This window comes from Pseudomonas sp. Pseusp21, from assembly GCF_059492145.1.
Genome location: NZ_CP168520.1, coordinates 943,172 through 953,194, shown reverse-complemented (window position 1 = coordinate 953,194; position 10,023 = coordinate 943,172). Strand labels below are relative to the sequence as shown.

Sequence of the window (10,023 nt, the reverse complement as noted above, 5' to 3'; positions counted from 1 at the left end):
GTACGCTTCGGGCGGCCGTTTGGCCGCCCTTTTTTTTTCGGTTCTTTTATTTAAAAAGCATACGGAATACTCACCTTCGCCCACAACATTTCCCCCTCTGGCCGGTTCTCCACGTCGAATTCCTTGGCCCAGCGGATCTCGGCGCTGGCGTACTTGAGGAAGGTGAAGTGCAGCGCCGGGCCGATGGCGAAGACCTTGCCGCGTACGCCGTCATCAACGTCCTGGCCGGCGAATTGCACGGTGTGGCCGAACTGTTTGTCGTCGGTGGTCTGCTTGAGGTAGTAACCGTTGATACCGAGCATCAGGTCGTCGGTGATCTTGTAGCTGGCCGAGTAATCGAAGTGGAAGATCTGCCCGGACTTGTAGTCGGTGTCCTTGTTCTTCTCGTTGAAGCTGTAGGTGGTCTTCATCGACACCTCGGTGCGCTCGGTCGGCAACCAGGTGAAGGAGAACAGCGGTTTGTAGGTGTAGAAATTGTTGCTGGTGTTGGCCAGCCGGTCGACGCTGTATTCGCCGGTGGGCACGGTGATTTCCACGGCGGCGCCGAGGGTCAGGTCCTTGCCCATGTCCCACAGGATGATCGGCGCGATGGTGGTATCGCCCATGCCTTCGCGGGTGTCGCTCAGGCCGAACACCGAGACTTCCTGCTTGAGCCACGGCTGGGCGATGTAACCGGCCAGACGCCCGCCGAAGATCCGTACCGGGCTCAGGTAATCGATGCGCGGGATGACGGCGGTGGATTCGATCTCGACATTCGGCACCTTGCCGCCGAGCGAACTGATGTTGAGCTTTCGTGACTTGTAGTGGTTGTAGTAGAGGTTGAAGGCGACCATGTTCTCCGGAAGGCTGTCGACCTCCAGCGGCAGCATGAAGAAGCCGTCGGTGCCGGGGCCGATGTTGTCAACGCCGGCTTCGGTGGCCAGCACCGGCAGGGTCGCGGCGCAGCCGAGCAGGCTCAGCGCCAGTCGCACAGGGAATGTCGCGCGGTTCGGGGTCATGTCCGTCCTCATTATTATTGTGTTTTGGGCGCAACGCCGGCACGCAGGGTGCCCGACCACTGTCTAGTCCTGAAATAGGTTTACACCTGTCTCATCCTAACGCCCGATGCACTGCATCGGGCGTTTTGTATTTTAAGGACAGGTGCGGGCGCTCCTGGTTGTAGATCAAGATCGCCTCCCGCACCATTTGCTCCGCTTGCGCCAAGTCTGTCGGCCGGTGGAGCAAGAGCTCTGTCTTCAAGATGCCGTTGACCCGCTCTGCCAGGGCGTTTTGGTAGCAGTCGTAGCCATCAGTCATTGAGCACGTGATGCCATGCTTGGCATGGAGCTTTTGATAAAGCGCCGAGCAGTACTGCACACCTCGATCTGAGTGATGAACCAGTTTCTGGCATGTTCGACGCGTCTTCAAAGCCATGCGCAAGGCTTGAGCCACCGAGTCGGCATGTAAGCTGCTATGCACGTGATAGCCGACTATTTTTCTCGAGAAGGCATCCGTCACCAGACTCAAATAAACCGGATCGTCACGCTTGGTGGACAGATAAGTGATATCGGCCACCCAGACCTGTTCCGGACCGGTAGCGACAACTTGCGACGGGCCTGGTTTGAGCAGATTGGGATGGCAGCGGAAGTGATGATGACTGTCGGTCGTTTTGTGATAAGCCCGCTTCCTGCGGACCAGTTGGCGGTAATCACGCAAGACCGCCAATAACCGATCGCGGCCGACATGCAGCTCCTGTTTCTCACGCTCCGCGTGCATCAACGAGTGCAATTTGCGGGCGCCAATGCAGGGTTGGCGTACTCGGATTGTCTGCACAAACTGGATGAGTTTCTGATCTTGCTCGATGCGAGCCCGATAGACGCGATTACGTTTGTAAAAGGCTTGGCGACTGATCCCCATAAACTGGCAAGCCCTGCTGACACTCAGGGTTTGGGTTTGCGCAACGACTTGCCGGGCCGCTTTTTTACGACAGAGACGCCGTAGTCGTTCTTCAGTACATCCACCACGTCTTCAAAAAACTTGGCTTTCTGATTCGCCAGCGCCAACTGCTCCTCAAGCTCTTTGATTCTCTGCTCGGGAGTTAAGGGCAAAGTGGGCTCGTCCATCGGTCGGTTCCTTTGGGAACGAATGGAGGCGCCTTGGCTCCAGTCTTGCCGACCATGCTTGCGTAACCAAACCAACACCGTCGACCGACCCTGAATTCCGTAGCGCCGTTGAGCCTCTTTATAACTCAACTCGCCTTTTTCGACTTGGTCGACAACCGACAATTTAAAAGTCAGCGTGTAATCGCGTTGACTGCGTTTTGCGCCCGAATCCATTGCACCCTCCTGATAAGAAGCCAGAAGGTGTAAACCTTATTCAGGACGAGACACACGATAGAAATAAGCCCTTGGCGCACGACAGGGCAGGGTATTGGCGGACACGGATGGGGGCTTCTGCGGACACTTCGTCAACCCTGTGCTAACTTCCTTCGACATAACCGGTAACAAAAATAACAATTCAGCGTGATCCGGAATGTCAGCCCCCATGAACGTAAAAGTCCAAGACCCGACCTTCGAAATGGCGCTGGTGTCGCCGTTTCTCCTGCAAACCCTGGCCGAAGTCGCCGCCAACAAGGGCATCGAGCCGCAGAGCCTGTGCCGTGGCCTGGGTTTTGATTTCGAAGACCTGCAGGATCCGGCGCAGCGGATTTCCTACCGACAGGCCGTGGCCATGATCCAGCGGGGGCTTAAAGCTTTGCCCAATCAGGGGCTGGGCCTGTGGGTGGGCGCGCAGAACGTGCTCGGTACGCTGGGGCTGCTGGGGCACGTACTGTCGCTGTGCAAGACCTTGCGCGATGCGTTCGACATTGGCGTTCGGCATCAGCACACCTCCGGCGGGATCGTGGTTTCCAGCGTCGATGTGGTGGGCGATCAGGTCTACGTCGACGTTGAGTGCCGGCTGCCGTTTGCCGAGGTGCAGGTGTTTGCCGTTGAAGAGTTTTTCGCCAGCCTGCTGGTCTACGGCCGGGCGCTGGTGGGCGAGACGTTCAAGCCGATTGCCGTGGAGTTCATGCACGCGGCGCCGGATTACGTCGATGAATACCGCCGTCTGCTGGGGCCGGAGGTGCGCTTCGGTTGCCTGCACAATCGGATGTTGATCGACGTGCAATGGCTGGATGTGAATTTGCCCAATCATCATTCGCTGGCGCTGCGTCAGGCGGTCAAACTGCTGGAGCTGGAAGCGGCGCAGGTTCATCAGAAACTTGATCTGATCCAGGCCGTGGAGCGGGCGATTGCGCGGGATCTGAGCCGGGGCAGTCACATTGAAAAGATTGCCGGTGACTTGAACATGAGCAGCCGGACTTTGCGTCGGCGGCTGACTGAGCATTCGTTGACGTTCGAGGCGCTGCTGGAGCAGGTGCGGCAGGCGCGAACCATGAGTTTGCTGGCCAATCCTGATATGCCGATCGAGCGGATTACCGAGGAGGTCGGCTATAGCGATGTGCGCAGTTTTCGGCGGGCGTTCAAGCGGTGGACGGGGAAGAGTCCGAGTGCGTGGCGCATGGAGAGTTCTGTGATTTGACTTGAGACCGATACCCCTCACCCCAGCCCTCTCCCTCCGGGTGAGGGCTGGGGTGAGGGCGCTTTTGACGTTATCCAACCCATTTCAATCCCCCACAAACCCTCCGCCTACAGTTAAACTCCGCGCTCTTTCCAAGGAGTCGACATGAGTTACTACCAGCCGGGCATTCTCGCCACCCCTGTTCCGCCGCAAGCACGTCACCTGTTTTTCGCTCTCGAGTCGGTTGAAGCGCTGCCGCAGGCGATCGACAACCTGCTGAACATGGTGGATGGCAAGTCGGCGGTGGTCGGTTTTGGTGAATCCCTGGCCAAGGCCCTGAATGTGCACGTCGACGGCCTGCGCAGCTTTCCGGCGCTGACCGGTGTCGGCGTGGAAAACCCGTCGACCCAGCACGCCCTGTGGGTCTGGCTGCACGGCGTCGACCGTGGCGAGCTGCTCAACCGCAGCACTGCGCTTGAGGCCGCACTGGCCCCGGCGCTGCGTCTGGTGCAGATGCAGGAAGCCTTTCGCCACAAGGACGGCCATGACCTCACCGGTTATGAAGACGGTACCGAAAACCCCCATGACGAAGCCGCTATCGCCGCCGCGCTGCAAAGTGAAGGTGCGGACGGTCTGGTCGGTGGCAGTTTCGCCGCGATCCAGCAATGGCAGCACGACCTCAAGGGTTTCCATGCGTTGTCCGCCGAGGACAAGGACAACATCATGGGCCGTCGCCTGAGCGACAACGAAGAGATCGACGACGCCCCGGTGTCCGCCCACGTCAAACGCACCGCCCAGGAAAGCTTCGCCCCGGAAGCCTTCGTCGTGCGTCGTTCGATGCCGTGGATCGAAGGCGATCGCGCCGGCCTGATGTTCCTCGCGTTCGGGTTCTCCCTTGATGCCTTCGAAGCGCAACTGCGCCGCATGAGCGGTCTGGAAGACGGTGTCACCGACGGTCTGTACCGCATCAGCCGGCCGATCACCGGCGGCTACTACTGGTGCCCGCCGCTGCAAAACGGCCACCTCGACCTGCGCGCACTGCGCATCGGCTGAGGCGCAAGCATGCACGTGGTGCGTTGGGGCATGATCGGTTGCGGCAGCGTCGCTGAACGCAAGAGCGGGCCGGCCTTCTACAAGGCCCCCGGCTCGGCGTTGGTGGCCGTCATGGGGCGACGCCTCGAAGCGGTGACCGATTACGCCGCGCGCCACGGCATCGCCCGGACGTACACCGACGTCGATGACCTGATCAACGACCCCGAGGTGGACGCGGTGTACATCGCCACGCCACCCGACAGTCACCACGCCTACAGCCTGAAAGTCGCCGCCGCCGGCAAGCATTGCTGCGTGGAAAAACCCATGGCGCTCAATGCCGGGCAAAGTCGCGAAATGCAGCAGGTGTTTGCCGACGCCGGCTTGCACCTGTTCGTCTCCTATTACCGCCGTTCATTGCCGCGCTTCCAGCAGGTTCGGCAATGGCTGGAACAGGGGCGCATCGGTGAGGTGCGGCATTTGAGCTGGACGCTGACCAAGGCGCCATCGCCCAAGGATCTGGACGGTAGCGCAAACTGGCGCACCGATCCGGCGGTGGCCGGGGGCGGGTATTTCGCCGATCTGGCCAGCCATGGGTTCGACCTGTTCCAGTACCTGCTCGGCGACATCGTGGAAGTCGCCGGCTTCACCGCGCGTCAGGCCGGGTTGTACGCGGCGGAAGATGCGGTGAGCGCCAGTTGGCGATTCGCCTCGGGTGCGCTGGGCATGGGCTGCTGGAGCTTTGTCGCGGACCGGCGCGAGGATCGGGTCGAGATCATCGGCAGCCAAGGGCGGATCGGGTTTTCGGTGTTCGATGAGCATCCGGTCGAGCTGCATGCCGAAGAGGGCATCAGCCTGGAAATCCCCCATCACGAACACATCCAGTGGCACCACGTGCTGGGCATGAACGCGCAGATTCGCGGTGAGTCCCGGCACCCGGCTGTCGCCGCAGAGGCCCTGAAGACCGATTGGGTCATGGATCAGATCCTCAAGCGCCACTGAAGGCGCATCTAAGGTTATGCCCAAACAATATTTCTCAAGCTTGTCATAACGTCTCTAAGATCACGTCATAACTCGTTATAACAAGTGATCCCGTGATGACCGATAACGTTCTCTCTCTTGGCAGCGTCCCGCTGCACACTCAACTGCGCGACGTGCTGCGCGCCCGGATTCTCGACGGTGAATACCCGCAAGACAGCCAGATGCCGTCCGAAAGCGAGCTCGGCGCACTGTTCAAGGTCAGCCGCATCACCGTGCGCCAGGCCTTGGGCGATCTGCAGAAGGAAGGGCTGATCTTCAAGATCCACGGCAAAGGCACCTTCGTCGCCAAACCCAAGACCTTTCAAAACGTCAGCACCCTGCAAGGCCTCGCCGAGTCCATGACCGGCCGCGGCTACGAGGTGATCAACCGCCTGCGCAGCTTCAAATTCATCGCCGCCGACAAACTGGTCGCCGAGCGTTTGCAGGTCGCCGAAGGCGAAACTGTTGCGCAGATCAAACGCGTACGCCTGATCAATCGCGAGCCAATTTCGCTGGAAATCACCTACCTGCCCAAAGCCGTCGGCGAGCGGCTGGAGAAGGCTGATCTGGTGACCCGCGACATCTTCCTGATCCTCGAGAACGACTGCGGCATCGCCCTCGGCCATGCCGATCTGGCCATCGACGCGGTGCTGGCCGACAGCGACCTGACCCAGGCGCTGAACGTCGAGGCCGGCTCGCCGATCATGCGCATCGAGCGTCTGACCCACGACGCCAACGGTCAGCCGCTGGACTTCGAACACCTTTACTACCGTGGCGATGCGTTCCAGTACCGCCTGCGGATCGACCGGCAAAAAGGGGCGTGACCATGACCCGCAATACCCTCGAACAGGAATACGACATCGTCGTGATCGGCGGCGGCACCGCTGGCCCGATGGCCGCGATCAAGGCCAAGGAAAAGAACAAGGAGCTGCGCGTGTTGTTGGTGGACAAGGCCAACGTCAAACGCAGCGGTGCGATCAGCATGGGCATGGACGGCCTGAACAACGCGATCATCCCCGGCCACTCGACGCCCGAGCAGTACACCAAGGAAATCACCATCGCCAACGACGGCATCGTCAATCAGGCGGCGGTCTATGCCTACGCGACGCACAGCTTTGAAACCATTGAACAGCTCGACCGCTGGGGCGTGAAGTTCGAGAAGGACGAAACCGGCGATTACGCGGTGAAGAAGGTCCATCACATGGGCGCCTACGTGCTGCCGATGCCGGAAGGGCACGACATCAAGAAAGTCCTCTATCGCCAGTTGAAGCGCGCGCGAGTGAGCATCACCAACCGCCTGGTCTGCACCCGTCTGCTGACTGACGAGGAGGGCGCCGTCAACGGCGTGATGGGGTTCGACTGCCGCACCGCCGACTTCCATGTGATCAAGGCCAAGGCTGTCATCCTCGCTTGCGGCGCGGCCGGGCGACTGGGTCTGCCGTCCTCGGGTTACCTGATGGGCACCTACGAAAACCCGACCAACGCTGGCGACGGTTACGCGATGGCGTATCACGCCGGTGCGGAACTGGCGAACCTCGAGTGCTTCCAGATCAACCCGCTGATCAAGGATTACAACGGCCCGGCCTGCGCCTACGTCACTGGCCCGCTCGGCGGCTACACCGCCAACAACAAGGGCGAACGCTTCATCGAGTGCGACTACTGGAGCGGGCAAATGATGTGGGAGTTCCACCAGGAACTGGAGAGCGGCAACGGCCCGGTGTTCCTCAAGCTTGATCACCTGGCCGAGGAAACCGTCCAGAACATCGAGGAAATCCTCCACAGCAACGAGCGCCCGAGTCGCGGCCAGTTCCACGCCAATCGCGGCACCGATTACCGCACGCAGATGGTCGAGATGCACATCTCGGAAATCGGTTTTTGCAGCGGCCACTCGGCGTCCGGCGTGTGGGTCAACGAGCGCGCCGAAACCTCGGTGAAAGGTTTGTACTCGGCCGGCGACATGGCTGCCGTGCCGCACAACTACATGCTCGGCGCGTTCACCTACGGCTGGTTCGCGGGTAACAACGCGGCGGAATTTGTTGCCGGGCGCGAGTTCTCCGCACTGGATGCCGAGCAGATCGAGAAGGAAAAGGCCAGGGTCTACGCACCGCTGGATCGCGAACACGGTCTGCCGCCGGCACAGGTCGAGTACAAGCTGCGGCGCTTCGTCAACGACTACCTGCAACCGCCGAAAGTGACCAAAAAAATGGAAATCGGCCTGCAACGCTTCAGCGACATTGAACGCGATCTCAACGAGATGAAGGCCAACAATGCCCATGAACTGATGCGCGCCATGGAAACCAGCGTGATCCGCGACTGCGCCGAAATGGCTGCGCGCGCCTCGCTGTTCCGCGCCGAAAGCCGCTGGGGCCTGTACCACTACCGCGTCGATCACCCGCAACGAGACGACCGCGAATGGTTCTGCCACTGCCACCTGAAGAAGGGCGAAGACGGGCGCATGACCAGTTTCAAGAAAGCCGTCGAGCCTTACATCATCCCGCTCGATGCCGAGGAAATGCAGGCCTACGACCGTTTGCGGGTCGGCGCTTTCGCCGCTTGATGCATCACTAGAGAGAGTCCGAACCATGGCCTATCAAGCCCAGGAAATCTTCTTCCGCTCCAACGCCCCCGTCACCGTGGACGAGGACAAATGCATCGCCGAAAAGGGCTGCACCGTGTGCGTCGACGTCTGCCCGATGGACCTGCTGGCGATCAACCCGGTCACGCAAAAGGCCTACATGGCGTTCGACGAATGCTGGTACTGCATGCCTTGCGAAAAGGACTGCCCGACCGGCGCGGTGAAAGTCGAAATCCCGTATCTGCTTCGCTAAAAACGCTATCCGGCAACACCGGACGCCTGATTCAAAACACCCCTCGTTTCCCACCGCGCCCTGATCGCGGCGGAGACGAACATCCTATAAATGATTCGAGGGGATTCAACCATGTTGCGTGCAGCAATCGCCGGTCTGGTACTGGCTTCGTTCACCCTGTCGGCCTCGGCCGAAACCATCCGCATTGCCATCGGCACCCAGGACACCACCATCAACTGCGCCGCCGGCGGTTTGTTGATTCGCGAGCTGGGCCTGCTCGACAAATACCTGCCTCACGACGGCGCCTACAAGGATGCCAGGTACGACGTGCAGTGGAAGAACTTCACCAGCGGTGCGCCGCTGACCAACGAGATGGTCGCCGGCAAACTCGATTTCGGCGCCATGGCCGATTTCCCCGGTGCGTTCAATGGCGTGGCGTTCGAAACCGCCGGCAAACACAGCCTGTTCATCAGCGTGCTGTCGGGCAGCATCAAGGGCAGCGGCAACGGCATCGTGGTGCCGAGCGCGTCGGGCGTGCAGTCGCTGAGCGAGCTCAAGGGCAAGACCATTTCCGTGCCGTTCGCCTCCACCGCCCACGGTATGCTGCTGCGCGCGGTGGCGGAGCAGGGTTGGGACCCGCTGAAGGACGTGAACATCATCGCCCAACCGCCGGAGGTCGCAGGTTCCGCGTTGCAGGCCGGCAAGATCGACGCCCACGCCGACTTCGTACCGTTCGCCGAGCTGTTCCCGAGCCGTGGCTTTGCTCGCAAGATCTACGACGGTGCCCAAGCCAATGCACCGACCTTCCACGGTGCGCTGGTGGATCAGGCCTACGCCAAAAAATACCCGGAAATCGTCGTCGCCTACCTGCGCGCCAGCATCGAGGCCAATCAACTGTTGGCCGCCGAACCGGAGAAATACAGCGAGCTGATCGCCAAGGTCACCGGCGTTGATGCCGAGGTCAATTATCTGTTCCACGGCCCGCTCGGCGTGCAGACCCGCGACCTGAGCTGGAAACCGGAATACCGCCAGGCCGTGGGCACTGCCATCGACACGCTGAAGCTGCTGAAGAAGGCCGATCGCGGGCTCGACCTGAACACCTTTATCGACGATCAGTACATCCGCGCGGCGTTCAAGGCCTCGAATCTGGATTACACCGCGCAACTGGCCAACTACGCGCAGACGCCCTTGAAGTCGGTCGATGCGGCGACTGGAAAAGCTATCAGCGATTTCAGCCATGTCGCGGAAATCTGGGTGCGCGGTGAGGACAAGGTCCGGCGCTATGCCTCGGCTGAAGAGGCGTTCACCGCGTTGGCCGGTCTGAAGTCGGAAGGCAAGAACATCCGTGCGGTGTATGCCCAGGCGAGTGACAGCGGGATCAAGTTGCTGGCGGAGCAGGCGTGGTTTGCCAGTGATGCGAAGGGGCGCCTCAGCGCGTTCCTGCTCAAAGGCCAGGCGCAGCAATTTGCATCGGCGCAGGGCGGGAAAGTCCTCGACTTCACCGATGCCACGACTCAGGCAGTGGCCACCCGTTAACTCAAACGTAGATCGTTCCCACGCTCCGCGTGGGAATGCCGCCATGGACGCTCTGCGTCCACTGTGACGCGGAGCGTCGCGGGATGCATTC

The 10,023-nt window shown here is 60.6% G+C and carries 9 protein-coding genes; 7 read left to right on the top strand and 2 right to left on the bottom strand.

Annotated elements, in window-relative coordinates; all coding sequences use genetic code 11:
- Nucleotides 1-50: 50 nt before the first annotated feature.
- Nucleotides 51-998 carry a SphA family protein gene (locus ACEN93_RS04110; protein ID WP_495611093.1) on the bottom strand — a complete coding sequence of 316 codons (948 nt, stop codon included), beginning with the start codon at nucleotides 996-998 and terminating at the stop codon, nucleotides 51-53.
- Nucleotides 999-1,089: 91 nt separating this feature from the next.
- Nucleotides 1,090-2,315, bottom strand: a protein-coding gene (locus ACEN93_RS04105; RefSeq protein WP_428997874.1) for an IS3 family transposase whose coding sequence is annotated in 2 segments (ribosomal slippage) — nucleotides 1,090-1,964 and nucleotides 1,964-2,315 — 1,227 coding nt in all. Because the reading frame shifts where the segments join, the coding sequence is not laid out codon by codon here.
- Between the two features lie 208 nt (nucleotides 2,316-2,523).
- Here ACEN93_RS04105 and ACEN93_RS04100 point away from each other — a divergent pair.
- From ACEN93_RS04100 to ACEN93_RS04070, 7 genes are all read left to right on the top strand, one after another.
- Nucleotides 2,524-3,561: an AraC family transcriptional regulator gene (locus ACEN93_RS04100; protein WP_039768895.1), complete on the top strand. Its 1,038-nt coding sequence runs from the start codon at nucleotides 2,524-2,526 to the stop codon at nucleotides 3,559-3,561.
- A gap of 144 nt (nucleotides 3,562-3,705) precedes the next feature.
- Nucleotides 3,706-4,593 (top strand): Dyp-type peroxidase, encoded by an 888-nt coding sequence (locus ACEN93_RS04095; RefSeq protein WP_495611092.1) that lies wholly within the window; start codon nucleotides 3,706-3,708, stop codon nucleotides 4,591-4,593.
- A gap of 9 nt (nucleotides 4,594-4,602) precedes the next feature.
- Nucleotides 4,603-5,571, top strand: a complete 969-nt coding sequence (locus ACEN93_RS04090) for a Gfo/Idh/MocA family protein (protein WP_495611091.1) — start codon at nucleotides 4,603-4,605, stop codon at nucleotides 5,569-5,571.
- 95 nt (nucleotides 5,572-5,666) lie between these two features.
- Nucleotides 5,667-6,413 carry a GntR family transcriptional regulator gene (locus ACEN93_RS04085; RefSeq protein WP_039768890.1) on the top strand — a complete coding sequence of 249 codons (747 nt, stop codon included), beginning with the start codon at nucleotides 5,667-5,669 and terminating at the stop codon, nucleotides 6,411-6,413.
- A gap of 2 nt (nucleotides 6,414-6,415) precedes the next feature.
- Complete coding sequence (locus ACEN93_RS04080; RefSeq protein WP_414881860.1) at nucleotides 6,416-8,146, top strand: fumarate reductase/succinate dehydrogenase flavoprotein subunit; 1,731 nt, start codon at nucleotides 6,416-6,418, stop codon at nucleotides 8,144-8,146.
- A gap of 25 nt (nucleotides 8,147-8,171) precedes the next feature.
- Entirely contained in the window at nucleotides 8,172-8,417 is a 246-nt protein-coding gene (locus ACEN93_RS04075) for a 4Fe-4S dicluster domain-containing protein (RefSeq protein ID WP_414881859.1), read from the top strand.
- A gap of 111 nt (nucleotides 8,418-8,528) precedes the next feature.
- Nucleotides 8,529-9,932: an ABC transporter substrate-binding protein gene (locus ACEN93_RS04070; RefSeq protein WP_074690271.1), complete on the top strand. Its 1,404-nt coding sequence runs from the start codon at nucleotides 8,529-8,531 to the stop codon at nucleotides 9,930-9,932.
- The last annotated feature ends 91 nt before the right edge of the window (nucleotides 9,933-10,023 follow it).